We start from the raw sequence: 25353 nt of genomic DNA, 5'->3' as shown, positions 1-25353 counted from the left end.
AGTCAGCATTCCATCGCCAACCATCTATATAAACCAAATGACACATTTTGAAACACCTCAACGCGAAATAGTTAATTATTTTTTTTATATCAAACTTACTAGAATTTGTTCCTAATCGAGATTCTCATTCTTCTATTTGAAGAAAAGCACACTTATATACTCTATCGACAGATCCGGGGAATTACTTAATTAAACTGGATAAAAACATTGCTGAGTCCATCTTTATCAACTTTTTTTAATAATTTTTCTGTAAAAATTGCCCGATTTCCTCGTTCATCTGAACCAATACGTCCTGGGAAGGAAAATGTCCGGTATCATACTTGATGGCTTGCACATTCGCAATAATCTTTTGAGCACGTTCAATACACTTATCCGCAGGGAAAAATACATCCTTCTCCCCCACCAATAACAGGGTTGGAGACGTATAGTTCGCCAGTTCTTCCCGCTCTGTGAGTTTGGGCAGATCCTGATCGATGCTGACATATTTGAAAAGTTTGCCGATAATGTTTTTATCCATTTCTTTCATGCAGTTGCACGACATGGTGTCCGTAATTTTTTGCAAGGAAGATGGTGAAGATGTCATCCGATACTTGACGAGCGGCAGCGTGATATCCTGAGCTGTTTTAATTTTGGAATTGACCGCAAGACCCGCAGGAGCAACCAATACGGCACACGAGATGCGTTCCGGAATATAGGTAGCCAGTCTGAGAATGATGCCTCCTCCAAATGATGGGCCGATAAACGCACTCTTTTCAATCTCATAGTGGTCAAGCAGATCCGACACCCATAATGCCAAGCTATCAAACCGTGTCGAGATACTCGCTTCCTCACTATAACCAGGGTGACCAATCGTATCAGGAGCAATAATCCGGTATTCTTTAAATAAAGAAGAGAACCATGACAAGGTCATCGGATTCACACAGTTACCGCCCTGGAGAATAAATAACGGTTTGCCATCCAGAGGACCCGTCAGTAGAACATGCGTCTTACCAAAACGCGTCTCTACATACTCACGAGTAAACGCCTCACCCAACTCATTCAAATAAATCTCATACTCTTCAAGTATGCTGCTCTTGCCTTCTTCACTTCTATAAATGGAACTCATGTCTGCCTCCTGCAATATATACTCAAAATAACTGATTCTCGTAAACTTGGCCTATAAATCGAAGGTCCAAAAAGATAAAGAGGGCCTGCAGATGACAGGCTCCTCCATATGTTTAACTAATCATATTCAGATGATTATAGAGCGGAAACTGGAAATTGTAAATAACGATTCTAATAGACCAGAAATAAAGGGCTCATCTTAAGGAGAAATACTTATTTCCGGCCGTAATCGGCCTTGATTTCGCCCCACTGTTTGGTCTGCCATTTGAGCACTTTATTGCTGTACGTATTCGTCTGCAGCCACTGCTCCGCACGATCAATCATCAACCAGATCTCCTCCGTGGAGTTGTCTCTTGGTAACGTCGTGGCTACTTTTTTCTGCTTTAGCCATTTCATGGCATTGACCGAGTCAGTATACACCGTTTTGGTACTGCCTTCTTTTTTCAGATGGGCAAGGGCATGTACAATGGCCAGGAATTCGCCCAGATTGTTCGTGCCTTTGGAGATTGGTCCAACGGAGAAAATAATCTCACCGGTGCGGGTGTCTACCCCCTTGTATTCTACAGGTCCGGGGTTACCACGTGTGCCCACATCAACAGAGATGCTGTCATAATCCACTTCCTCCGACGTTTCCATGCCTGCGCTTCTTCCGCTACCAGCCGACTTTGTCTTCGACGCTCCGCCTGCACTTGAACCCCAGTTTCCTTTCCATCCAGCACGATACGCTTCTTCTGCGGCTGCTTTGGACTCATAGGATTTATATTTTGCTCCAGTATAATGATCCGTCTGCGCTTTGCAATCCGCCCATGTGTTATACACACCCGGCTTCTTGCCTTCCCAGACAACATAGTATTTCTGTTTTGCCACTTTGACCCGCTCCTTTGTTCACTTCATCAATACCCTATTGTAAACGATCCAGTGGGGGGAATGAAAGCTATCGACTCAGCCATCTGCATAATTCCTCCAACTCCAGAACAGCCTAAGAAGCAAAGCGCATACTGGAATAGAAAGGAATATACGTATGGACTGGATATGGAAATCTGTTTTACTTGTACTTATCGGTATGATTCTCCTGCGAATTGCAGGACGTAAGTCGATCTCACAGATGAGTGTTGCCACAACGGTCATCATGATCTCCATCGGAACAACGATTGTACAGCCTATCGCGAATCATGAGCTTGGCAAAGCGATTGGATCAGCATCGGTATTCATTTTGACATTACTTGTGGTGGAACAACTGCAATTGAAATTTAATATTTTTGAACGGTTAATGAGTGGCAGTTCCAAAATTGTGGTAGAGGACGGGAAGGTCATTATACCCAATCTGAAACGTATGCGTTATACGATGGATCAGCTTGAGATGCATATGCGGCAGAACGGAATTACAAGTGTAGATGATCTGGAGACGGCAACGGTGGAACCCAATGGTCAACTTGGTTATGTCCTGAAACGACATGCTCGTCCCGTGACGATTGGAGATCTGGAAGAGATCCTACGAAGTTATGCGATTACAGATAGTAGTCCAGCAACGGGAGAATACATCCAACAGCAACAACAACACAGTAGCAAGTCTTCCACGGCGAGTGATAACTCCACAGATATTTTTGAAGAAGTCAGTGAAGGCGCTCACGCTCAGCCTGTCGATCCCAAGCTCCAATAGAATTTCCCCACTACAAAAAAAAAGACCGCACCTTGTTAGAGCACTTATCTACAGTGCTCTAACAAGGTACGGTCTACTTCTGCTGCAACCTTTGCCATCGTGAGTTTTCGAGGTCATCCCGCAGCAACTCCCATGTAATTGAATCACAATCGTCACCGTGTACTCAGATAAGCAATACCCAAGCCACCCGTCACTGGATTTTCATAGATTTCACATTCTACATCGAACACCTCGCCAATCATTTCACGGGTCAGAATATCAGCCGGTTTGCCATGGACCACAATCTGGCCCTTTTTCACCACATAGAGATAATCGCAATATTCTGCGGCGAGTTCGAGATCATGCAGCGCTGCCAAGATGCCAATGCCGAGTCCACGGACAATATTTAGAATTTGAAGTTGGTATTTGATGTCCAGATGGTTCGTCGGCTCGTCCAGGATCAGGAATTGAGGTTGCTGTGCCAGTACACGCGCCAAGACCACACGCTGTTTCTCTCCACCAGACAGAGACACGTAATTGCGGTCTGCATGTCCAGTCAGATGCACTTTTTCCAGCGCCCGCTCCACAATTTCGTGGTCACGTTCATTATCCGTCTCCAGCATTTTTTTGTGGGGGGTACGCCCCATCATGACCATCTCTCGCACCGTAAAATCAAAACTCAATTCATTAAACTGGCCGACAACGCCCATATGTCTGGAAACAACCTTGGGACTGGATTTGAGAATATCGGTATCGTCCAGGAAAACTTTGCCTTGCTGCGGTTTGATCACTTTGTAGATGCTCTTGAGCAGCGTTGACTTGCCACAACCATTCGGTCCGATCAGTCCGACGAACTGTTTGCCGTTCACCTGTAATGAAATATCCTTGATGATGTCCGTGTTCAGCACAGAGATGGATACATTTTCTACGTTCAGCTTCATGTTAATTCCCTCCAAAACCGTAGCCTTTTTTGACCAGCATATACATAAACATCGGCGCACCAATCATGGCCGTAATGATCCCGATCGGCAACTCAACGCTGGATATGAGGGATCGTGCAATAACGTCCGTCCAGATAAGGAAAATGGCTCCAAACAGCACGGATACAGGCATCACTTTACGATGATCAGAACCCACCAGACCTCTCACAATATGGGGAATGATTAGTCCCACAAAACCAATCATGCCACAGCTCGCCACCATGACGCCTGTCACCAAAGCGGTTAACAGCATGTACACCCTGCGGTACACACTCAGATTAATCCCCAGTGTAACGGCTGCTTCATCCCCCAATAACATCGTATTGAGAACTCTGGACTGTAAAAGGAAGAATAGAATCGCCACCAGTACGACGATCCCTACGAGTGGAAGCTTGCTCCAACCCGAAGTCGCCAGACTGCCCATGGTCCAGAATGTCACCGTTTTGATGCCTTCAGCATTGTTGGCAAAATAAATAATAAAGTTTGAAAAAGCGCTGCACAGCGCGTTAATCACCATTCCGGCAAGCACCAGCTTGACCGATGTCATTTTCCCCCGAATCCCTGCCAAAGTCAGGACCAGTAAGGACGCACCAATCGCTCCGGCGAATGCCCAAAAAGCCACCCCGGTCTGACCAAGCCATCCAATGGCACCGAATCCAATGAGAATCGCAAAGGTTGCTCCAAGTGAAGCCCCTGAGGATATACCCAGTATGTACGGATCAGCCAGCGGATTCTGCACAGCAGCCTGCATAACTGCTCCACACAAGGCCAAGCCTGCACCGATAAACATTGCCATCAGCACACGCGGGAAACGAATCTGCCAGATGATATCGGTAAAGGAACCTGTCTCAATGGGTGTTGCCCCCCACTGAAATCCCGTTAATTTGTACAAAAGAATACGATATGATTCCGCCAGCGGAATACGAACCTGTCCAATGGAAACCGCGATCCCTACAGAAATAAGCGTAATCATGATTAAAGCTGCAATCAGTAAAACAAACCCCGATTTACTATGAATCAGAGACTCTCTTTTCCCCATACGCTGCGTCTGAACCTGAACCGTCTGTGCCATCTCTTCCCCCATCAATCTGCGTAAAATGTAGAACAATTTGATCTTAGCTATTTACAAAGCATTTTCTCGGATTATAATTGAGAATGATTATCTTTGTCAATTTAAAACACATCGAAAAGGGGTTCATCGTTTAATGAAATTCACATCCAGAACCATTGGCTTCGCTGCTCTAAGTCTCCTGTTACTGCTGCTTGCAGCCTGTTCGAGTGCTTCCACTTCTTCTCCTGCCGAAGAAACAACTTCAACAACGAACACGACAGAAACTTCAGCTCCTGCTGAGAATTTAAATAAAACGACGTATCCGCTCACCATCGATAATTTTACAATCTCGGGTAAGGGCGGCGAATGGAAACCGAAAGTGCAAGTATTCGATAAAGCACCGGAACGTGTGGTTGCGAATACTCAATCTGCGGCCGAGATGCTCATCAAGTTGGGTCTGACTGATAAAATGGTCGGCGTTGCTGCTCTATACGGTTCCGTTACACCGGATGTGGCTGATGATTTCGCCAAAATTCCGGTATTGTCCAAGGATTATGTAGGTAAAGAACTGGTGGTAGGTGCAAGCCCGGATCTGGTACTCGGACGGGGTGACTTGTTCGCTGATGCAGACTGGGGTGTGGGTACCGTCGATGGATTGAATGACATGAATATCCGCACATTCCTGCAAACGACGAATCACAAAGGCACACTCGATATCCTGTATAGCGATATCGCACAACTTGGGCAAATCTTCGACGTTCAAGAAAATGCCGCAACATTCACAGAAAGTCTGAAGACTCGTGTTGAAGCCATTAAGGCAAGTGTAGCCGATCAGCCTGAGCATTCTTTTGCCTACATCGTACCTGCTACGGAAGACAGTATCACGGTAAGCAGCATGCAGAATGATACGTATCAGCTTGATGCCCTTGGCCTGTTGAAGCTGAAAAATACGTTTGATGGTGTGCAAGGTGAGGTCAGTGTGGAACAGCTGATTACAGCGAACCCGGACTACCTGCTCTTGTCCGCTTATGCCGGTTCACCGGATATCGATAAGCTAATTGAGAACCTGTATGCCAACCCTGCCCTGCAAAGCATGAACGCGATCAAAAACAAACAAATCTATGTCACAGATTTCAGCCAGTTTTGGGGTTATGGATATCAAATTCTGGATGGCATTGAGAAAATGGGACAAGAAATGAAAGCTAATCCGATCAAGTAATAACTGGACTTTGGCTTGTAATGTAGACTTGCAATGAAGTAAAAGCAAAAGAGCAGGAGAAGACATTCTCACTGCTTTTTTTTTATGCAATAACCCATGAATCAAAGCTTGACATTAGTTTGGTATCAAACTATATTACACATATGAAAACAAGAGACGCTATTTCACTCATATCCAAAATTAAAGAGAAGGTCAACCGCTTCATCCTGGCCGAGATGGCTGAGCAGGGAATTCAGGATCTCGCTACCTCCCATGGGGATATTATCTATGCTTTGTACAACAATCACAGGATGACCATGGCTGAAATCGCCAAAAAAATTCGCAAGGATAAATCCACGGTGACCGCACTTGTGGACAAATTGGTGCGGACAGGATACGTTGTCAAAGAGCGTGATGCAACAGATTCACGCGTTGTTCATGTCGCTTTGACTGCAAAAGGCGAAGAATTAAAGCCTGTATTTGAAGAGATATCCCAGCGCATGCTGGACGCGTTCTATGCGGACGTTACGGAAGCGGAAAAAAAAGAGTTGCTTCGAATTTTAATGAAAATTCATGGCAACTTCTAATTTTTTTTTGAAGAAATAGTTTGATATCAAACAAAAAAAGTAACGGAGGTTTTAGGTATGACAGATTACACACAATTATTACCGAAACATGAGGTCAAGAAGTTTGGAGAACATGATTTGCACTTGGAGATATTCGAAGGAACCCTGCCTCATGATGCCGAAACAGTGACCAAGAAGCCTCCACTGCTGTTCCTTCACGGTGCCTACACAGGCAGCTGGATGTGGAGCAAATATATTCCCCATTTTGTCCAGCACGGTTGGACCTGTTATGTCATGAACTTGAGAAGCCATTACAAAAGTCGGGTCATGGACATGACAAAGATTACGTTTGACGATTATTTGGAGGATATTCGGGATGTGTTAGCCGGGATCAACGAACCTCCCGTTCTTATTGGCTTCAGCATGGGCGGGATTCTCAGTCAAAAGATTGCCGAAACCGTTACTCTCGCAGGCCTGGTTGTCATTGATGCCAGCATAAGCAAGGAGGTCCATGATGCCGTACCTTATCCTGAAGCAGATCGAGCCACCGTATCGGACATTATCATGCCTTCACCTGTCCGTGATGAACTGACCAGTATAGATGAGACGGCAGAAGACATTGCTTTTCAGCGAAAATATCTGCAAACGGAATCTGCCAAGGCATTTGCTACCTTTTCAGCCCTGTGTGGAGCCGATGGAATATCCATTAATGGCGACCTGATCCATTGTCCCAGCTTGGTGATCAAGGCTGTTTCCTGTGAAGACGAAGATCAGAGAGGCCAATTAACTGCCAAGCAGCTGGGCGCTGCATATGCCGGACTGTGGGATACGACCCATACGGGTTTGCTGGTAGGCCAACGGTACTTGGAACCTGTCAAACTCATTCTGGAATGGTTGAACAGACAGCACCCTTTTGAATTAACGGAAAAACTCACAAAATAAAATAAATACCATGTTAAGACCTCCTTCTTACCTTTAATCCTGTATGCAAAAGTTTGTTTTTTTTAGATAAGCTTATATGCATAGTTCTGGATAGGATTAAACAATAAGAAAAGAGGTTTTAATTCATGGCCATTAACACATCCCTCCCCAAGCAAAGGGAGCTGCCTTCCATATCTTCAGAACGCCTTCCGTGGGCGGGGCTACTTGCTTTAGCCATGGCTGGATTCATTTGCATCCTCACTGAAAGTCTGCCTGCGGGACTGCTGCCGCAAATTGCAAAAGACTTGGGGGTCACAGAAGCCCTCACCGGACAGTTGGTGACTCTTTATGCCATTGGATCACTTATTGCTGCCATTCCCTTGACTGCGGCTACACGTGGATGGAGACGACGACCTCTACTGCTGGTATGCATTGGCGGCTTTCTTGTCTTTAACACCGTTACCGCCTTATCCTCAGATTATATCCTGACACTTGCTGCTCGTTTTATGGCTGGGGTCTCTGCCGGTGTGTTATGGGGAATGACAGCAGGTTATGCTCGTCGGATGGTCCAGGATTCTTTAAAAGGCAAGGCCATGGCCGTGGCTATGGTCGGCACACCGGTGGCGTTAGCTCTTGGTGTCCCGATCGGCAGTTTTCTCAGTTCTTATATCGGCTGGCGCCTCATCTTCGGGATTGTATCTCTTCTGACCGCAGCGTTGATCGTGTGGATTCTCTGGAAAATGCCGGATTTTGCAGGAGAACCGGCTGGGGAACGTCTTCCGCTGCATAAGGTGTTTTTAATTCCCGGAGTTAGACCCATTCTGTTTGTTGTTCTGGCCTGGATGCTTGCCCATAATATCCTTTACACCTATATTTCTCCCTACCTTGCCCAGACCGTATTTGCTAACAGAGTAGATTTGATTTTGCTCATTTTCGGTATCACTTCCATTGTGGGAATTTGGTTAACCGGAATGCTTATTGACCGATTTTTGAGAAGATTAGTGATCATCAGTCTGGCAGCATTCGCTCTCGGGTCTGTCGTGATGGGAATCAGTACTCATCAACCTGTGATGATTATCCTTGGCATCATGATCTGGGGAATTACGTTTGGTGGGGCTGCCACACTACTGCAAACTGCCATTGCTCAAGCCGGAGGCAAAAGTGCGGATGTCACCCAATCGATGCTGGTTACAGCATGGAATCTGGCCATTGGCGGAGGAGGCATCATTGGGGGCATCCTTCTTGAAGTATTTGGAGCAGGATACCTTGCCGGATCGCTTTTTATCCTGCTCATTCCTGCATTGCTCATAGCTATGCGGGCTTATAAATATGGATTCCCCAAAGTAAAGTAACAGGAAGGCATTTTGCATGAGACACCATGAGTGACACAAAGGACAGAAGAGGAGTTCACTTGATGTGAACTCCTCTTCTGCATTTCATTTTAAAGTTATATAGACTGCGGTCTTATTCTGTCTATGCCAGCAAATTCGGTCCTTGCATGAGATTTTTATGTGCAATCGGAGAAGACATCGTAATCAAGGTCATGTAAGTCCCGTATGGGTCACACTTGTTCTGGAACTCTTCAAGTCCCTGGATCGTGTCTGTAAGGATTTTCAGCAAGTAATTATACTCCCCGCTTATCCGGTAACATTCCACGACTTCAGGTGACGCACGGCAGAAATCCAGGAAAGGATAACAATCCCGTGTACGAAAAAGAACATATGCTGTGCTCTGCTTGCCCAATTTGGATGGGGAAATCACCGTACGATATTCCTCGATAATCCCCTTTTCTTCCATTCGTTTGACTCGTTCAGTCACAGCCGGTTGAGATAATCCGACTAATTTCCCTAACTCGGTCATGGATAATCTCGCCTGATTCTCCAAGTGAAACAGAATATGCTGATCTATTTCGTCCATGTAATACACTCCTTTAAAACGATAAGATATGATTAAATATTACCTTAAATCTATTCGCTAATTAATCATAATACCTTTAACACCTTATGTGATACAACATTAAATCATTTATATAATATACACAGTCATAATCAATAATCAATCATATCCGTGGAGGAGAAGAAGATCTGAATGGGAAAAGAAAACATAACCACATTGCATACTTATGTGGATGAGGCAATAGACCGCGCTATAAGCGAAAAAAGAATCGTAGGAACGGTTGTGCAGGCTGCATTGGGAGGGGAACTGATATACAGCCGGGCTGCTGGTTTCGCAGACAGGGAACAAAAGCGTATCATGGAAGAAAACGCTCTGTTTCGACTAGCTTCCGTAACCAAACCCATTGTGTCAACAGCAGCTCTGGCATTGATCTCACAAGGAAAGCTGAATCTTCATGATCCGGTGACTCGGTGGCTACCTGCATTCCGGCCCTGGCTTGCCAATGGTCAGGACGCCCAAATAACAATTCATCAGTTAATGACGCACACCGCTGGTTTGACCTATCGGTTCTTCCAAGAAGACCAAGGCACATATGAACGTGCGGGGGTCTCGGACGGAATGGATTTATCTGAAATCAGTCTGGAGGAGAATCTCCACAGGCTTGCTTCCGTTCCTCTTTTGTATGAGCCAGGAAACATGTGGAGATATTCCATCGCGACAGATGTACTGGGAGCCGTTATTGAAAAGTTAACCGGAAGGTCATTAAGAGAAGCTGTTCAATTACTGGTTACTCGTCCACTTCACATGACGGACACCGATTTTGTTGCGGTGGATTCGGATCGGTTGACCGCTGCATACGCTGATGGTTCTGAAGAACCGCGCCTTCTCCATCAGGAGTTGGAGCTGATTCCTTTTATTGAGGGTACTGCTGGCTTCCGGCTCGCCCCCAACCGTGCGAATCGTACTTCTGCTTACTTGTCGGGCGGAGCGGGTATGGTTGGAAGCACCGGAGATTTTCTCACTTTACTTGAGACATTGCGGCAAGGGGGACAGCCTATTCTTACGGAAGCTGTCGCCACCGAGATGGCCACGAATCAAATCGGTGAACTCGACATGCCGTATTAGCCAGGAAGAGGGTTCGGCCTTGGTTTTACCCTTCTTAAAGATCCTGTTGCAGCTGGTACACCGGAATCCCCGGGTACCTGGCGGATGGGCGGAACCTATGGTCACTCCTGGTTTGTTGATCCAAAAGAAGAACTTAGTGTTGCCGCATTCACCAATACGGCACTTGAAGGAATGTCGGGAAAGTATACTACCGATATCTGTGATGCGATCTACGCTGGCATTCGTGAGAGTAAAAAAGCTGCAGGAATATAAACAACAAGTAGACCCGCCCAATTGGATTGGGCGGGTCTACTTGTTAACAAAGCCAAGTTCTACGCTCAGCTACTGCTCAAATTTCTCTTTTTGAGGAGGTAAATCCCTGCAACCAGGATAAACCACACCGGCGTGACAAACAGGGCCACTCGTGTGTCTTCAGCCAATGCCAATACGACCAGCACAAACGCGAGAAAAGCCAAAATCAAGTAGTTCGAGAACGGATAAAATGGCAGTTTGAAGCGGCTGCGACTCGCCAGTTCCGGCTGAGTACGACGATATCGAAGATGACAGATCACCATGATGCCCCAGACAAAGATGAAGCACACCGTCGACACACTCGTGATCAGTGTAAATACGCCCTCTGGCATAATATAGTTCAGCACAATTGCGATCAGAATAACAATCGTGGAGAACAACAGCGCATTGGAAGGGACTTTCCTCTTGTTCAGTCTTGCAAATGATTCAGGTGCGTTGTGATCCTTTGCCATGGAGAACACCATACGGCTTGTACTGAAAATGGCACTGTTACAAGCCGACGCTGCGGACGTCAGTACCACGAAATTCACAATTCCGGCGGCGGCCGCAATACCTACAGCTGCAAACACTTGTACAAACGGACTTTCAGTAGGCACTATAGCGTTCCACGGGTAGATACTCATAATAATCAGCAATGCGCCAACATAGAAGAGTAAGACCCGAATAGGGATCTGGTTAATCGCTCTCGGAATAACCTTCTCCGGGTTCTCCGTTTCCCCTGCTGTCAGTCCCACCAGTTCCATGCCTACAAAGGCGAATACCACCATCTGGAACGATATGATGAAGCCATGCAGTCCATTCGGGAACCATCCCCCATGACTCCACAGATTGGTGAAGCTCGCTGGACCTTGATCGGTGGTAAAACCTTTGAAAATCATATATAAACCTACAACAATAAGTGCCAAGATCGCCACGACTTTAATCAGGGCGAACCAGAATTCCATCTCACCAAACAACTTGACTGTCGCCAAGTTCATGATTAGCAAAATGACCAACGCAATTAACCCTGGCATCCACTGAGGTACATTCGGAAACCAAAATTGCGTATATAAACCAACGGCCGTAATATCAGCCATCGCAATGGATATCCAACAGAACCAATAGGTCCAACCTGTAATAAATGCCGCCATATTTCCCAGGTAATCACGCACAAAATCGACAAAGGAATGATACTGCAAGTTGCTTAAGAGCAGCTCCCCCAATGCACGCATGATCAGGAACAACACAACACCCGTAATAATGTAGGCAAGCAAGATGGATGGTCCTGTCAGTTGGATTGTTTTGCCTGCTCCCAGAAACAGACCTGTCCCAATCGCACCACCAATTGCCATCAGCTGCACATGCCTGTTTTTTAAACCCCTTGTTAACGTTTCTTCCTGCATGGTAAACCACCACTCTCTTTCTGCACATGCTCTCTACGATGAAAAATAATATTAATCATCATATAATAATCTGCCCAGAATACATATCCCTCTTTATAATATTTTTTTGCACAGCAAAAAGGATGTCCCATAAGTCATGGATATGACGGGTGACATCCTCTTTGCTGTGTTATTTTATTTTAATGAACCTGACACACGCTATCCGCTTCCATTTGCCCAGATCTGAGATCTAACGAATCACAGAGACGCTATTTCGTCGATTTACTGGATTTTTTAGGTTCGGAACCCCTCTTATGACGAAATAGCGTTACTGAGGTTCGTTAAATCTTGCAACCGTTAATGACCTGCTATTTAAGGTGCGGTAGGTTCGTTAGCAATTGTGCGAGGCGGAATCCCTTTTGAGACAGTTCCTGGTTATGTACATGTTTACCATACATACCTAAGGAAATATATTAAAATATAAACCAAACATAGAACGGCAACGAATAAGAAGGCAATCGCTAATGGTCGATCATTTTTCCAAATTCGAATCGCATTAGCAACATTAATCATGATTAACGCAATAAAGTTGATAACACTGGAATACCATTGAAACGAGTTGAACACGATCATCATAAATCCTATGATCCAGATGAACCAAAACCAAAGTGGAATTTTCAGAAAAAGCTGCTTCATTATGTTGTACTCCTTATATATTAAATCGGTCTATGTACAAGATATTCTTCAACGCAGATATAAATTCCTTTATTTAGGTTATAATCCCAAATAATAAATACGATTTAGATCCAATTTCAAGCATCCTCACAGTTAAAAGGGCCCCGATAAAGGCGCCCTCTGGTCTGTTTAGTTATTTCTTTACTTATCCAATCTGTCTCAAGGATATCGATCAGTGTAATTTCATTGCCCTCTTTGTCCGTACCAATTTCAGAGAGCGCAGTGTATCAAATTTTCGATCTTCATTCATCCAGCTACTATTAATGGGTTCGGAAAGCACCATCGTTTTAACGAACAGCGCTTTCTAACCAGCAACTATTTTTGCTTATAAAACTCATGATACAGCTTCATTAACGCCCGCTTCTCAATCCGTGATACATAAGAACGTGAGATACCCAGTTCCTTTGCAATTTCGCGTTGAGTTCGTTCCTCCCCGCCTGCCTCCAAGCCAAATCGACCGATGACAACTTCCTTCTCCCGATCATCCAGGATATCTAGATTGCGATAAATTTTGCTTTTTTCAATCTTGAGCTGTACCCGATCTACGACATCATCGGCTTCTGTGCCAAGGATATCGATCAATGTAATTTCATTGCCTTCTTTGTCTGTACCAATAGGGTCGTGCAAGGATACGTCTTTGCGTGTTTTCTTCAGGGAACGAAGGTGCATAAGTATCTCGTTTTCAATACATCTCGCTGCAAATGTGGCAAGCTTCGTGCCTTTGCCTTGTTGAAAACTTTCGATGGCTTTGATCAAACCAATCGTTCCGATGGAAATCAGGTCTTCCTGATCTTCACCCGTATTGTCGAACTTCTTGACGATATGCGCGACGAGGCGCAGATTGTGTTCAATGAGCAGATTGCGGGAGTGAGCATTGCCTTCAGCCATAAGGCGTAAATGTTTGGCTTCATCATCCTCAGCCAGTGGCTGGGGGAACGCATTATTTTTGACATACGAGACGAGTAACGTTAACTCTTTAATGAATAGAGCAATTGCGGTAAACAATCCGGGCACAGATGACACCTCCTGCAGTTTTACAACGATCTGGCCTGAGCACATGTGGGAACAGGGTCGATCTATTGTATGTAGGCAGGGGCCCAGAAGTGCACGTACACTCGAAAAAGAGAATGATCTTGCGAAGATTTCACAAGCTCACAGAGACAATGGAGCCCACCCGCTGGAGCAGGAGAAATTCTTTTTCCACACTTTCGATAAAATACTTCTTTTCACCAAATAGGACAACATCATTCTGGGCTAATGAAACATCGCTTTTAAAATAGATCACATTGTCCGTTTCACGGAACGCACCTTTGTAATAAAACATCATTTTCCTCTCCTTCATCACAGTACCTATACCTATGTAATAATAAATTAAACCAATCTTTACACTCCCATTAACCCCATCCACAAAATTAATAATACTCTATGCACTCCATTCAAATGACTTGATTCATCATAAAAACACTAAAACCCCAGCTCTGTACGAAACAGAACTGAGGCTGCAGCTTATTCAATATGAATCCCAGTAAATATCCTTTAAACTCTAAATCCCTAGGAATACCGGTTAATTACTTGAAGATTCGCTGTGAGAACTGATACAAGCCGCTGTTCCAGACAGATGGTTCGTGTCCACCTACATCCAGATAAAACGTATGCGGAATGTTCATGCTGCTCAAGCCGTTTTTAAAATTCTGGCTAACCCATAACAGACCATCACTCGATCCGCAGGAGATCCACAACAATTTGAGTTGGCTAGCGACTTGTCCCGGATTGGACACCAGCTGGGATACGGATTGTGTATTCGGTGCAGCCGAGAAGGCCCCTACCCAAGCGAAGGTATTCAGATTTTTCAATCCGAAGTTAAGTGACTGCCCACCACCCATGGACAGACCGGCCAGCGCACGACTATTCTTGTCTTTGTACACCGGATAATTGGCCTCGATATGAGGAATCAGATCCTTGAGCAGGTCTTGTTCAAACCGTTCAAACGCAGCCACTTTGTCCGGAGCAAAGATGTCACCGACTGGACGATCGTCCTTCATGGCACGGCCATTCGGCATGACAACGATCATATCTGACAGCTTGCCTTCAGAATACAGGTTGTCAAGAATGTTCTTCGGTTTCATGGCGTTAACCCACTCATGCTCATCACCGCCGATGCCGTGCAAGAGATACAGGACATTATACTTTTTATTCTGTGAATATCCTGGCGGTGTATACACCGTCGCTTTCCGTGTATTGCCTACCGTTGTGGAATAATAGGAGATCAGATTGGTGTTACCGTGCGGAATATTGTTACGATAGGCATCATAACCTGGTGGTGCAGGCACAACCGGAGTGTTAGCAAGCGCATTTTGCCCCGAGTTATCCATGGTCCCGGTCGCTCCCTGATCTATTACCGCCTGAATAGGAGTCGGAGCTACAGTTTCCTGCATATCGGCTGCAGACGCCATCGTGGGTACAAGGAGTGCTGCTGTGATGGAGAGACTCAGAATCTTGGACAGACCTTTTTTCATCAATATCAATCTCCTTTGGAATATGATTTTAAACCGTGTACGAACCTTAACACAGGTCTTTCGGATACAAACAAACCCTGATTGAAAGCCCTTACATTTTCAGAGTGAAGTCCCTCCTTCCTACGCACGAATACGTTTTGCTTTTCTTCACCTTTCCTAATACGGACGCCAACATTTACTATCCATAATTTACAAACAATCCCAATTGCCTCTTCATTATATCACCTTACAAGACCTGTACATCATCAAAAAACTTAAATAACTATATCTTATAGTTTAAAAAGTATACTTTTACACACCACCAGACCCCCTATTTGCTTCCGTGCTCCGGTACTCATCATGATATAAAAAAGCCTCAACTCTCCGTGTTCAACGGAAGAATTGAGGCGAAAGTATTCTATGTTCAGTTTGCCGACGCTGCGTCTGCAACCTGAGCAATCTCTGGTCCATGATGTTTACGCTCCATGAACAGACTGAAGAGCAGTCCTAGCAAACCCAATCCAGCAATAACTGCTGCATATAAAGGAACGGATATAAGACCCGTATGGGTAATTGCATACCCACCCAGATAGGCACCACCTGCATTCCCCAGGTTAAATGCAGAGTGACTTGATGTTGTCGCCAGCAGCGGCGCTTCACGGGTCATATTCATGATTCGAATCTGCAATCCTGGCATAATACCAAAGGCCGCAACACCCCATAAGAATATCGTGATCACCGCGAGATATGGATTCTCCAAGGTAAGCGTAAGTGCAGCCAGAAGCACAGCCAGGATTCCAAAGTTGACGATCAACGAAGGCATTAGCTTCCAATCCGCGAGACGGCCGCCAACCATGTTGCCCAACGTAACACCGAATCCGAAGAGTACCAGAATCCAGGTCACATTTTGCTCGGCAAAACCGCTAATGTCCACAAGCATCGGTGTGATGTAAGTAAACACGGCAAACAGACTTCCGCAGCCCATTGCTCCTACGAGCAGAATTAATAATACTTGGGGACGAACCAAATTCCGGAATTGCTGTCCGAGGTTTGCTGGTGCGCCTTGCGGGAGGACGGGAATGAACCGAATGATACCAATCAACGAAATGATGCCCAAGATCGTAATTGCCCCAAAAGATGACCGCCACCCGAGCTGTTGCCCGATAAACGTACCAAACGGAACGCCTATGATGTTGGCAATCGTTAGCCCCGCGAGAACAACCGATACCGCTCCTGCCCTTCTCTCGGGTGCAACGAGCCGTGTTGCCATGATTGAACCTACACCGAGGAACGTACCGTGAGCAAATGCCGTTAATATCCGTGCTGAAATTAACAACCCGTATGTGGGAGCAATGACAGACAAGGCGTTCCCGATAATGAAAATGCACATCAGCAGCACCAGCAGCTTTTTCTGTGGAATCTTGTGCGTAAACACGGTTAAGATCGGCGCACCTACCGCTACACCAAGGGCATATCCCGTGATAAGTTGTCCGGCCTGTGGAATGCTTACATTCAAGTCTGTTGCCACATTGGGCAGCAGGCCCATAATAATAAATTCAGTCATACCAATCGCAAAAGCTCCAATCGTCAGGCATAACAGAGATAATGGAAATGCCCCTCGTTTACCAGACTGCGAAGCCTCTAATTCTGTTTTGTGTCCAGTCGTGCTCATAGATGTTCTCTTCTCCTGTCTCTTAATCAACGATTTTCTGTCGCCTTCAACCACAAGGCTTCTGTTAGTTGTTCGAACGTCTCACGCATAGCCAGCTTGTCCCGCCAGTGTGCAGGAATACCACTTAGTCCATAATAAGCGCCTGCAATCTGCCCATACACCGCACCCGTAGTATCCGCATCATCACCCAGATTAACAGCTAACAACGCGCCTTCTTCAAAGCTTGACGACTTATGGAATGCCCATAATGCTGCTTCAAGTGAACGAACCACGTATCCACTGCCCTTAATTTCGGGCGGCTCTTTACTCTGATAGGAACCCCTAACAACCTCTTCAATGGCGGGCGAAAATGTAGTCTCATCCCTCCATTGTCGGCAGGTCTCCGGCATCAGCATGACGTTTTTGTCTGCTCCACGCAGACCAGCAACGATTATGGTAGCCAGTACTTCACATGCCTCCACACTTTCTGTTGCAGCATGTGTTGTGCGAGAACTCAAACCGGCATAGCGGACTGCCTCGTTTGGTTGATTGGCGTAAGCCATCGCGACAGGAGCAAGCCTCATAATAGAGCCATTGCCCGCTGTCATCGGGTCAGTTGATCCGCTGTAGGCTTCTCCAGTTAATTCAAATCTCTCCAACGCATTTCGTGTGGCCCCGCCGATGTCAAAACAGTCGCCTGTGCTGCTCATATACCCGATCTTGTACCAATTGGTATATCTGCGCATCTGATCCGCGGGATCGAAGTTTTCATTGCGTACCAGACTTTCTGCCAGACATAGAGCCATGGATGTATCATCTGTCCACTGCCCGGCCTCAAGCCCGAATACGCCGCCTCCCACCATATCCGTCACAGGTTCAAATGTGCCCGGGCTGCTAAATTCCACGGTAGTTCCGAGCGCATCACCCACCGCAAGCCCGATGAAGCTGCCATTGAAACGGTCCTTTTGCAGCATGTTTGTCTTCCTCCCTTAGTCCATATACTTTCAGAATCTTTCTTCCATTCTCCCACAGGGCCTGATCTGGCGTAAAGCTAATAAAATTCAATCAATGAAGCTTTATTTCTTCTATTATAAAAGTGTCGAAAGCTGTTGAACGGCCATATCCTCACATTTTCATAAAAAAAGTTTTATTTTTTTGTGCTGTAAAAACAGTTGATTCAGTACACCGCTTACATTCAAAAGGGTTAACGGTTTGCAACGTTCATCTTTTTCTGAAAACAAATCATACATGTGAAAATTTTCAATGTAAACAATCATGACGCGCTTGACCCTTCGGTTTGTCCTATGTTACGGTTTTATTAGCAATAAACGCATATTTTTTCCCAAATTAATATTCATTTTCAGTATACTGCGTCAAGTAATATCCCGCAGGTTAATGAATAAAGGGAATGAATTTGCAGAAATTTTTCATTTTGTTTTATTCCCAAACTAATTCTGAAACAGGAGGAACAAATTTATGATTAAGGCACTGGTGTTTGATTTCGACGGAACGATTATTGATACAGAGACAGCATGGTATATTGCTTTTCGTGATGCTTACAAGGAACACGGCGTAGATTTAACCCTGGAGATGTACTCACAATGCATCGGTACCAGTCTGAAAACATTTAATCCATATGAGTACCTCATCACAGATTTGAATCTTCCGATCGATCGGGAAGCGTTCAGGGAGTCCGTTCAGTTGCAGCACGCTGCATTGATGAACAAAGAGAAGGTGCGTCCTGGTATTCAGGAATATCTTGAACAAGCACGTGAAGCCGGATTGAAGCTCGCTGTAGCATCCAGCTCCAAACGGGAGTGGGTTGAACAGCATCTGGAACAACTGAAACTGAAAGATTATTTTGAAGTCATCCGTACGGCAGATGATGTTGCGAATGTGAAGCCTGACCCGGAACTCTACAATCAAGCACTTGAAGCCCTTGGAGTAACTGCAGACGAAGCCGTAGCGATTGAGGATTCACCTAACGGCGCGCGTGCAGCTGCTGCGGCTGGTATGCACTGCGTAGTCATCTCGAATACCATCACAGGAACACTGGAATTCGATATGCCTCACCAACGGCTGTCTTGCTTGACCGACCTTGCATTTAACGATTTGATCTCGAAGCCACTCGTCACTACCGTCTAAGGTCTGCACGAATTTCGCGATTTAATCCTTAAAGGGGGAGTTCACACATGAAAGCTGTACATTTTGGTGCGGGCAATATAGGCCGCGGTTTTATCGGTCATATGTTGTCCGCTTCCGACTACGAAGTCTGCTTTGTCGCACGTAACCCGAAGAAAATCTCCATGCTTCAACAGAGACAGGAATACCCGATTACACTTGCCAATAGCGAACAGGATACAACGATTGTCAACAACGTGACGGCGATCAACGTAAATGAGCAGAATCTGGTTGCTGAAGAGATCGCTTCAGCCGATCTGATCACAACTGCCGTGGGTGTATCTGCACTCGGAGATATCGCTGAACCAATCGCCAAAGGCATTCAACTTCGGATGAAAAACAATAATCGGGCGCCACTGCATATTATCGCTTGCGAGAATGCCATCGGTGGCAGCACCCGACTGAAGAAACGCATCTATCCATTCCTGGATGAACCAACCCGTAATAAAGCCGAACGTTATGTTTCTTTCCCCAATGCAGCTGTGGACCGGATCGTTCCGGCTCAAAACCACAAGGACCCGCTGCAGGTCACTGTTGAACCTTTTTACGAATGGGTCGTTCATCGTCCAGCACTGCTGGATGGTTTTAAGAAAATAGATGGCGTCCACTATGTGGATTCGCTTGAACCTTATATTGAGCGTAAAATGTTCACGGTAAATACAGGCCACTGTGTCGCCGCATACTTCGGATATCTCGAAGGATTCAAGACGATCCGCCAGGTCATGAGCAACTCCACCCTTCGGGCCAAGGTACGCCATGTTATGGAAGAGACAGGTGAGATGCTCATTCATAAACATGGATTCAACGCACAGAAGCATAACAAATATATTGACACCATACTGGAGCGCTTCGCCAATCCCAACCTGACGGATCAGGTCACCCGGGTCGGACGTTCTCCCCTTCGCAAGCTCTCGCCTCATGATCGGCTTGTTCGCCCAGCGCTGCAGGCCAGTGAATTCGGAATTGAAATTCCTCATTTAACTTCTGCTATGGCGGCCGCAATGCTGTTCAATGACGAACGCGACGAGGAAGCCATGAAGCTACAACACATGATTCGCGAAGATGGCGTCTCCGCCTTCATCCGTGAACGCATGGGAATTCCCGACGAACATCCCGTTCATCAGAATGTAATTGCCCGTTATCAAGAACTCAGAGGGCGTAAGGAATCAACTATACTAACCTGATTATGCCTATCAGTCCTATTCTGATTATTGTGAAAACTGAATAAAAACACGGTGAAGAAGCCGGGAGGAACCTATGTATGGACATGACATCATTCCTTCCGGCTCTTTGTCTGTGCATAGGCACGTTACACTTGATAATATAGGAATCCTCAATAAAAACAGCGTATCTCCTCTCTCAAGGAAATACGCTGTTTAAGGAATCTTTTTTTCTACTCATTCATGATGGAATTAAGGGATGCATATGCCATGGGCAGGAAACCTTCCGAAGGTTCACTAATTGGTGCATGAATATGGAAAACGAAACCATTGCCGTCCAGTTCTTTCACAATAAAATACTCTGTCTTCTTATCATTCTGGGACATCATGTACAATCTTGCATCCTTCATCGGCCCATTACTGAGTTGTTCATCCGTCAATTGCTTCACTTCTCCGGTCTCGGACAACTCTTCCTTGGCATCCATCTTCAGCACTTCCAGATTGTAATCCGCCGGCAGTTTCTCAATCTCTACCTCATAATCCGGATCAATCTTCATGGTTAATTCATGGTCTTCCGCGTCAAAAACCATCGGTTCAAACACATAAAGCGAATAACCTTTCGCTTGTGCCAGTGTCACTGGTCGCTTCTCAGTCATACCTTCTGCCGTCACTTCCAGCTCTGCTGTCTTCGGACGATCAGACGTTACTGTACCGCCTGCATTGGAACCGTTATTGTCATCACTCGACTCCATCTTAGCAATCTCTGTAAGTACCAACTGTTTTGTTGTTGCATCAATCGTTTTCTCTACATATTTGAAACGAACGGAATCTTCGTCATCAATATCATCCAGAGACTTCTGCAGATCTTCGCCCACTTGGAAAGACATCGGCTTCTCATTCACTCGAATCTCAACGGTATGCGGATCAGCCCATCCGGTGAGAATACCTTCCGCTTCTATTACAGCACTTTCATTCGGCTTTTGCTCGGGTGCTGTTGACTGTTCTTCCGTATTATTCACAGTTGGCTGTGCAGCAGGACTACTGTTCCCACAGGCCACCAGCGAGAATCCCATAAGTAAAACCAGGAGTGATGCACTGACTTTCATTGTATTTCCTTTTCGCATATGAACACCTCCGTTAGCTTATACGCAATGATGCTTGTCCATGTTGCTTCTCATCCATTGGCTTGGCTGTATACTAGTACTTACACGGGAGACAGGCGGCTCAATCATGCAAAATGTCTGAATGGTTGCTCAGATCCTCTACTCAGCTGGCCTGATCCATCTGTACCAGTTTCGCATTGGCTCCGTTAAAAGCCTTGGTCTGAAGGTTAAATTGCTTGCGGAATTCAGCAAGCTTCGCATATTCGCTATTGCGTACCCGAATGGCTCGTTTGATCTTAACCAGATTAGGTTCTGCACGTTCTCTCATCAGATCATATAACTGCTCATCGGCACTCAGACTCAGCTGATACGATGCAACAAAATTTTCCAATGCACGTGATCTTGCTTCATATTGATCCAAAACCTTCTCAGCCTGTGCCAACGTTTCTTCTTTTTCAAAGGATAGTTCCTTAAGGGAGCTGCGCAGGGCCACGGTCTTCTCGTCGGTCTGTTGCATGGCCTCTTCCGCCTGTTTCAACAACGTTCTTCGTTCATGAATATGATCTGCCGCCTGATCCAGCAGTGCTTCGAGATCACTATTTTTGTTCTTGCCTTTGTCTAAAATGGACTTGTATAACTTCATATCTTCCTGCTCATGACTGGCCAGCGTCTTCAAACTCTGATCAACCTGCTGACCGCTGAGCACCAATTGGTTCACCTGATTTGCCGCAGGCTCCTGCGGATCTCCACAACCACTCGCCAGCAGAATTAACAATACGCTTACTGCCGCAAGCGCTATTTTTTTACTCGTTAGCACCCAAGCCCTTCCTCTCTTGCATCATCTTGTTGTTATATTACAAGCGGCTATCTCCGCTAAAATTGGCTACCCAGTGTGCATCTGGATCGTATACTTCGAACTCGTAACCCCGATCTTCGAGCAGCTTCAGAATACGTGGCAGAGCCTGGACCGTCTGCTCCCGCTCATGCATCAGTATCACTTCTTTATCCCGATGTACACTTTTGCTCACGCGAGCTACAATTTTGTCCGGCTGACCGGGAAGATTCCAATCCAGTGAATCCGTCGTCCAGTCCCACATTTTGAACCCGGCCGCAGCAATATCACCTCTGAACGTCTCACCGATCTGTGGACTGCTGCCATAAGGTGCACGAATCAGATGAGGTGTAAAACCAATCAGGTCTTGCACCATCTTCTGCTCTTTTTTGAACTCTTTCACAAAGTTTGCAGAACTTCCGCTCTTATACAGCTTTTTGTAGTTATGCGTCATGCTATGAAGTCCAGGATAACTGCCTTCCTTCAACAGCCGTTTCACTGCATCTGGATGCTGATTCAGCTGTCGTCCGATCATGAAAAAGGTAGCCTTCGCTTCGTGTTGCTTCAAAATATCCAGCAATTGTTCCGTATACTCCGTTGGGCCATCATCAAACGTTATGTATGCCAATTTGCGAACCTGGCCCTGGAACCGTACCGGCTCCTCCTTCGCATCCGGAGTAACTTGTATCATACCCAGCTTGGCGGGCTGTTCGATTACAGTCATCGGAGGCGGCGCAACAACACTTTTGATCCAATGCGTCATACCAAGGAATATATAGGTTACACCGGTAACGAACAATACCAGAAGCATTAGAGCTATGCTAATCCTTCCATACCGGATTTTTCTTCGTTTATGTGTTTTCTTGCGACTTGTGCTAGGCGGAATACTTCCACGTTCTCCCGCTCTCTCTTGTTGGACTCTCACTGCCATGCCACTTCCTTACTTTCATTTATTCCCGATTATTGGTATATTATCTCGTTTCATGTCTCTATATAGAAGATTAATAGAAAAATGGATCGGGAGAATGACAGAATAGTTACAAGCCCGGTTACAATCTGCTTATCTCTTTGTTCACTATATCTTTCCTGCGGTTACCTTCTCCTGTATAATGAAGTGATTTACGCCATCAGACTTCAAGAAGGAGCTACACCCATGACAAGCTTGAACCGTGCCGGCAGATCCATCTATCTGTTATTCTTTGTCGGCATTATCGCGATTTCTTTCTCTTCGATCTTTGTACGCTGGTCTACCGCAGACGTTGCGGTCATTGCCATGTACCGTCTTTTTCTGACCAACCTGCTGATGCTCCCTTTTGTCTGGAAATATAGACACGAGATGATGCGTCTGAATGCACGACAGTGGGGATTGCTGCTTGCATCCGGTGTGATGTTGGCCCTTCATTTCCTGCTCTGGATGGGTTCGCTTCGGCTCACCAGTGTTGCCAGTTCCACCGTTATTCTTGCGCTGGAGCCTATCCTGATTCTTGCAGGTTCGGTATGGCTGTTCAAAGCCAAAATTAACCGGATGATGATCATAGGCATGGGTATCGCCCTGCTTGGTTCGATTGTCATTGGTGCAGGAGATTTCCAGTTGGCTGGTACTGCCCTGCAAGGGGATATCCTGTCTTTACTTGGCACAATTGCCGTCGCTGTCCATATGCTACTGGGTCAATTTTTACGAGCGGGACTAAGTGCATTTTCGTATAACTTCTGGGTATTTTTTGTCGCTGCTTGTACGCTGGCGGTATATAATCTGATTATGGGCCACCCATTTGGGGGTTACGCTGCGTCAGAGTGGGGGATCTTCCTACTGCTCGCCATTGTGCCAACGATCTTCGGACATTATCTCTTCAACTGGTTGCTTCAATATATGAATGCCACGACGGTATCCATGGGTGTACTTGGAGAACCCGTATTCTCTTCATTACTGGCCTGGATGCTGCTCGGTGAATCCCTCAGTGCAGTACAGATGTCTGCCGGGGTCGTCATTATATTCGGGGTATGGATCTTCATTCGATATGGCAAAACCAAACCTCAACCTATTCCCACCGATGCTCCTATCGCTGGTAAAGGGCCTGTTGAACCTACAGTGGTGTAACTTGCGTTTGTATTAGGATTTTTGTAAAAAACAACTGGGACCTGCACCACGCAGATTCCGGTTGAATCCATCCCACTACATATAAGGCGGTGTGTTTTCATGAAAAATATTGTATCCATGCGCTGGCTGCTCGCCAGAATGTATGAACCGGATGTGGTCATTGCCGATTGCCGATTCTTGCTCGGTCAGCCGAAGGCTGGACGACAAGCCTATGAAGCTGGACATATTCCAGGAGCTGTCTATCTCGATTTGGAAAAAGACCTGTCTTCTCCTGTATCTACGCATGGAGGACGTCACCCGCTTCCTGATCCGGCTGTACTCGCCAATCGTCTCGCCAAAGCGGGGATTGGCTCCAATAGTCGAATTGTTGCTTATGACGATCAAGGCGGCATGAATGCTTCACGGTTGTGGTGGCTGCTTCGCTATATCGGTCATGAACAGGTGTACATCATGGACGAAGGCTTCTCCGCTTGGCAAAATGCCAAATTCCCGGTGACTCAGGATGTGCCAGTTCAAATCCCGTCTTCCTTTGAGGTGAACGTACAGCCGCAGATGCTGGCAAGTGTGCAAGATGCGCAACAAGCCTCGGTAACTAGCAGCGCTGTCTTGATCGATTCTCGCGATGCCCGCCGTTATGCGGGGTTGGAGGAACCGATTGATGCCAAGGCCGGACATATACCGGGTGCGTTGAACTATTTTTGGAAAGATGTGTTGGATTGGGATGGACGTTGGACAGGTACTGAGGTGTTAGAAGAGCGTTTCAGTAAGTTGGACAAGGATGGGGCGATCATCGTGTACTGTGGTTCTGGCGTCTCGGCTTGCCCGAACGTGATTGCGCTGGAAGAAGCGGGATATACAAATGTGAAGTTGTATTCCGGAAGCTGGAGTGACTGGATTAGTTATGAGGAGAATCCGGTGGCTACAGGTAATGCGGAAGCGGACAAAGACGTATAGCAGTATATCGAT

25 protein-coding genes are annotated in these 25353 nt (G+C 46.0%); 11 read left to right on the top strand and 14 right to left on the bottom strand.

Going from position 1 to position 25353, the window contains the following annotated elements:
- Positions 1 to 235: 235 nt before the first annotated feature.
- On the bottom strand, positions 236 to 1105 hold the full coding sequence (locus MHH93_RS14875; protein ID WP_500054667.1) for an alpha/beta fold hydrolase: 870 nt from the start codon (positions 1103 to 1105) through the stop codon (positions 236 to 238).
- 212 nt (positions 1106 to 1317) lie between these two features.
- Entirely contained in the window at positions 1318 to 1971 is a 654-nt protein-coding gene (rnhA, locus tag MHH93_RS14870; protein ID WP_127545028.1) for a ribonuclease H, read from the bottom strand.
- 154 nt (positions 1972 to 2125) lie between these two features.
- Between rnhA and MHH93_RS14865 the strand changes: the two genes are divergently transcribed.
- Positions 2126 to 2764 carry a DUF421 domain-containing protein gene (locus MHH93_RS14865; protein WP_500054666.1) on the top strand — a complete coding sequence of 213 codons (639 nt, stop codon included), beginning with the start codon at positions 2126 to 2128 and terminating at the stop codon, positions 2762 to 2764.
- A 152-nt stretch (positions 2765 to 2916) separates the two neighbouring features.
- Here MHH93_RS14865 and MHH93_RS14860 read toward each other — a convergent pair whose 3' ends face one another.
- Both MHH93_RS14860 and MHH93_RS14855 read right to left on the bottom strand, forming a co-directional pair.
- The gene (locus MHH93_RS14860) at positions 2917 to 3684 is read right to left on the bottom strand and encodes an ABC transporter ATP-binding protein (protein WP_500054665.1); all 768 of its coding nucleotides are present in this window, start codon (positions 3682 to 3684) and stop codon (positions 2917 to 2919) included.
- A gap of 1 nt (position 3685) precedes the next feature.
- On the bottom strand, positions 3686 to 4762 hold the full coding sequence (locus MHH93_RS14855; protein ID WP_500054725.1) for a FecCD family ABC transporter permease: 1077 nt from the start codon (positions 4760 to 4762) through the stop codon (positions 3686 to 3688).
- Between the two features lie 166 nt (positions 4763 to 4928).
- On the opposite strand from MHH93_RS14855, the gene MHH93_RS14850 reads away from it, so the two are divergent.
- The 4 genes from MHH93_RS14850 (at position 4929) to MHH93_RS14835 (ending at position 8811) form a co-directional block, all read left to right on the top strand.
- Positions 4929 to 5993, top strand: coding sequence for an ABC transporter substrate-binding protein (locus tag MHH93_RS14850; protein ID WP_500054664.1), 1065 nt, complete (start codon positions 4929 to 4931; stop codon positions 5991 to 5993).
- Between the two features lie 143 nt (positions 5994 to 6136).
- Positions 6137 to 6559, top strand: coding sequence for a MarR family winged helix-turn-helix transcriptional regulator (locus tag MHH93_RS14845; protein WP_500054663.1), 423 nt, complete (start codon positions 6137 to 6139; stop codon positions 6557 to 6559).
- A gap of 57 nt (positions 6560 to 6616) precedes the next feature.
- Positions 6617 to 7480, top strand: a complete 864-nt coding sequence (locus tag MHH93_RS14840) for an alpha/beta fold hydrolase (RefSeq protein WP_500054662.1) — start codon at positions 6617 to 6619, stop codon at positions 7478 to 7480.
- Between the two features lie 125 nt (positions 7481 to 7605).
- A complete protein-coding gene (locus MHH93_RS14835; RefSeq protein ID WP_500054661.1) occupies positions 7606 to 8811 on the top strand; it encodes an MFS transporter in 1206 nt (401 codons plus the stop codon).
- Between the two features lie 121 nt (positions 8812 to 8932).
- On the opposite strand, the gene MHH93_RS14830 is transcribed toward MHH93_RS14835, so the two are convergent.
- Entirely contained in the window at positions 8933 to 9376 is a 444-nt protein-coding gene (locus MHH93_RS14830) for an Lrp/AsnC family transcriptional regulator (protein ID WP_500054660.1), read from the bottom strand.
- 171 nt (positions 9377 to 9547) lie between these two features.
- Here MHH93_RS14830 and MHH93_RS14825 point away from each other — a divergent pair, with 171 nt between their 5' ends.
- The gene (locus MHH93_RS14825) at positions 9548 to 10480 is read left to right on the top strand and encodes a serine hydrolase domain-containing protein (protein ID WP_500054659.1); all 933 of its coding nucleotides are present in this window, start codon (positions 9548 to 9550) and stop codon (positions 10478 to 10480) included.
- Positions 10481 to 10564: 84 nt separating this feature from the next.
- Complete coding sequence (locus MHH93_RS14820; protein ID WP_500054658.1) at positions 10565 to 10732, top strand: hypothetical protein; 168 nt, start codon at positions 10565 to 10567, stop codon at positions 10730 to 10732.
- 65 nt (positions 10733 to 10797) lie between these two features.
- Here the strand turns inward: MHH93_RS14820 and MHH93_RS14815 are convergent, their stop codons facing one another.
- The 6 genes from MHH93_RS14815 to MHH93_RS14790 form a co-directional block, all read right to left on the bottom strand.
- On the bottom strand, positions 10798 to 12153 hold the full coding sequence (locus MHH93_RS14815) for an amino acid permease (RefSeq protein WP_500054657.1): 1356 nt from the start codon (positions 12151 to 12153) through the stop codon (positions 10798 to 10800).
- A 1029-nt stretch (positions 12154 to 13182) separates the two neighbouring features.
- Positions 13183 to 13881: an RNA polymerase sporulation sigma factor SigK gene (gene sigK / locus MHH93_RS14810; RefSeq protein ID WP_090915017.1), complete on the bottom strand. Its 699-nt coding sequence runs from the start codon at positions 13879 to 13881 to the stop codon at positions 13183 to 13185.
- A gap of 130 nt (positions 13882 to 14011) precedes the next feature.
- Positions 14012 to 14194, bottom strand: coding sequence for a hypothetical protein (locus MHH93_RS14805; RefSeq protein ID WP_249912092.1), 183 nt, complete (start codon positions 14192 to 14194; stop codon positions 14012 to 14014).
- Between the two features lie 241 nt (positions 14195 to 14435).
- Positions 14436 to 15383: an alpha/beta hydrolase gene (locus tag MHH93_RS14800; RefSeq protein WP_500054656.1), complete on the bottom strand. Its 948-nt coding sequence runs from the start codon at positions 15381 to 15383 to the stop codon at positions 14436 to 14438.
- A 403-nt stretch (positions 15384 to 15786) separates the two neighbouring features.
- Entirely contained in the window at positions 15787 to 17034 is a 1248-nt protein-coding gene (locus tag MHH93_RS14795; RefSeq protein ID WP_500054655.1) for an MFS transporter, read from the bottom strand.
- Between the two features lie 26 nt (positions 17035 to 17060).
- Positions 17061 to 17987 carry an ADP-ribosylglycohydrolase family protein gene (locus MHH93_RS14790; protein ID WP_500054654.1) on the bottom strand — a complete coding sequence of 309 codons (927 nt, stop codon included), beginning with the start codon at positions 17985 to 17987 and terminating at the stop codon, positions 17061 to 17063.
- Between the two features lie 502 nt (positions 17988 to 18489).
- Here MHH93_RS14790 and MHH93_RS14785 point away from each other — a divergent pair.
- Positions 18490 to 19158: an HAD family hydrolase gene (locus tag MHH93_RS14785; RefSeq protein ID WP_253439552.1), complete on the top strand. Its 669-nt coding sequence runs from the start codon at positions 18490 to 18492 to the stop codon at positions 19156 to 19158.
- Positions 19159 to 19205: 47 nt separating this feature from the next.
- Positions 19206 to 20378, top strand: a complete 1173-nt coding sequence (locus MHH93_RS14780) for a mannitol-1-phosphate 5-dehydrogenase (RefSeq protein ID WP_500054653.1) — start codon at positions 19206 to 19208, stop codon at positions 20376 to 20378.
- A 209-nt stretch (positions 20379 to 20587) separates the two neighbouring features.
- Here MHH93_RS14780 and MHH93_RS14775 read toward each other — a convergent pair whose 3' ends face one another.
- The 3 genes from MHH93_RS14775 to MHH93_RS14765 all read right to left on the bottom strand — a co-directional run bounded on the left by MHH93_RS14775 (position 20588) and on the right by MHH93_RS14765 (position 23214).
- A complete protein-coding gene (locus MHH93_RS14775; RefSeq protein WP_500054652.1) occupies positions 20588 to 21478 on the bottom strand; it encodes a DUF8580 domain-containing lipoprotein in 891 nt (296 codons plus the stop codon).
- A gap of 142 nt (positions 21479 to 21620) precedes the next feature.
- Positions 21621 to 22274 carry a YkyA family protein gene (locus MHH93_RS14770; protein ID WP_500054651.1) on the bottom strand — a complete coding sequence of 218 codons (654 nt, stop codon included), beginning with the start codon at positions 22272 to 22274 and terminating at the stop codon, positions 21621 to 21623.
- Positions 22275 to 22311: 37 nt separating this feature from the next.
- The gene (locus MHH93_RS14765) at positions 22312 to 23214 is read right to left on the bottom strand and encodes a polysaccharide deacetylase family protein (RefSeq protein ID WP_500054650.1); all 903 of its coding nucleotides are present in this window, start codon (positions 23212 to 23214) and stop codon (positions 22312 to 22314) included.
- A 228-nt stretch (positions 23215 to 23442) separates the two neighbouring features.
- Here MHH93_RS14765 and MHH93_RS14760 point away from each other — a divergent pair, with 228 nt between their 5' ends.
- Both MHH93_RS14760 and MHH93_RS14755 read left to right on the top strand, forming a co-directional pair.
- Positions 23443 to 24387, top strand: a complete 945-nt coding sequence (locus tag MHH93_RS14760; RefSeq protein ID WP_500054649.1) for a DMT family transporter — start codon at positions 23443 to 23445, stop codon at positions 24385 to 24387.
- Positions 24388 to 24486: 99 nt separating this feature from the next.
- Positions 24487 to 25341, top strand: a complete 855-nt coding sequence (locus MHH93_RS14755) for a sulfurtransferase (protein ID WP_500054648.1) — start codon at positions 24487 to 24489, stop codon at positions 25339 to 25341.
- Positions 25342 to 25353 lie beyond the last annotated feature (12 nt).

This window comes from Priestia sp. FSL H7-0729 (assembly GCF_038005685.1).
In the GTDB taxonomy this organism is placed as follows: domain Bacteria; phylum Bacillota; class Bacilli; order Paenibacillales; family Paenibacillaceae; genus Paenibacillus.
Note: the sequence above shows the minus strand (reverse complement) of the source record. Positions and strands in the feature narration are given on the sequence as shown.